This window comes from Micrococcus sp. HMSC31B01 (genome assembly GCF_001816085.1).
Taxonomy (GTDB): domain Bacteria; phylum Actinomycetota; class Actinomycetes; order Actinomycetales; family Micrococcaceae; genus Micrococcus; species Micrococcus luteus.
Map to the genome: position 1 here is coordinate 1 of NZ_KV825437.1, position 1239 is coordinate 1239.

The window sequence follows — 1239 nt, forward strand, 5'->3', positions numbered from 1 at the left end:
CGCGGCCTCCGCCCAGTCCAGCACCGCCGCGTCCCGCGTCGCGGGGTCCTGCGGGTCGGGGACGTCGGCCGGGTCCCAGCCATGGGCGGCGAACTCGCGGCGTCGTCCCTGCCGGACGGCGTCCCCGAGCTCGGGCTCGCGGAACGAGGTGAAGAACGGCCACGGCGTCGAGGCCGCGAACTCCTCCCCCATGAAGAGCATCGGCACGTGCGGGCCGGTCAGCAGCAGGGCGGCCTCGGCCGCGAGCGCACCCTCGGACAGGGCGGCAGCGGTGCGGTCGCCGCCGGCACGGTTGCCCACCTGGTCATGGTTCTGGATGCTGGCCACCCACGCATGGTTCGGGACGGCGTCCGGCACGGCGCGCCCGTGATCGCGGCCGCGGAAGGTGGAACGGGTGCCGTCGTGGAAGTAGGTGCGCTCCATGACCTTGGCCACCGCCTCCAGCGGGGCGAAGTCCGCGTAGTAGCCGTGGGTCTCCCCCGTCGCGGCCACGTGCAGGGCGTGGTGGACGTCGTCGTTCCAGGCCGCCGCGAGGCCGAGCCCGCCGGCCTCGCGGGGCAGCACCAGACGCGGGTCGTTGAGGTCGGACTCGGCCACGAGGGGCACGGGTCGGCCGGCACGGGCCGCGATCCCGTCCGCGAGCGCGGCCATCTCCTCGAGCAGGTGCACGGCGCGGGCGTCCCGCAGGGCGTGCACCGCGTCGAGGCGCAGCCCGTCCACGCGCATCTCCTCGAGCCAGAAGCGGACGTTGTCCAGGACGAGCCGGCGCACCTCGTCCGAGTCGGCGCCGTCCAGGTTCAGGCCGTCGCCCCAGCCGGTGCCGCCCTGACCCAGATACGGCCCGAACACCTGCAGGTAGTTGCCGGAGGGGCCCAGGTGGTTGTGCACGACGTCCTGGACCACGCCGAGGCCGGCGGCGTGGGCGGCGGCCACGAAGCGGCGGTAGGCGGCGGGGCCGCCGTAGGACTCGTCGACGGCGAACCACGCCACCCCGTCGTAGCCCCAGTTCCGAGGGCCGGAGAAGGAGTTCACGGGCAGCAGCTCGACGTGGGTGACCCCGAGGTCCCTCAGGTGCGGCAGGCGGGCGATGGCGGCGTCGAGGGTCCCCTCCGCCGTGAAGGTCCCCACGTGCAGCTCGTAGAGGACGGCGCCGCGCAGGCCGCCGCCCTGGGGCGCGGCCGGATCGGACTCCACCCCGGGCGGCCCGGCCCAGCCCTCGTCCGGCCACGCGAAGACGAG

1 protein-coding gene is annotated in these 1239 nt (G+C 75.3%); it reads right to left on the reverse strand.

The window, feature by feature from the left end; all coding sequences use genetic code 11:
• Positions 1 to 1239, reverse strand: a 1239-nt coding sequence (treZ, locus tag HMPREF3105_RS11975) for a malto-oligosyltrehalose trehalohydrolase (protein WP_070709816.1), incomplete at both ends; no start/stop codon positions are given.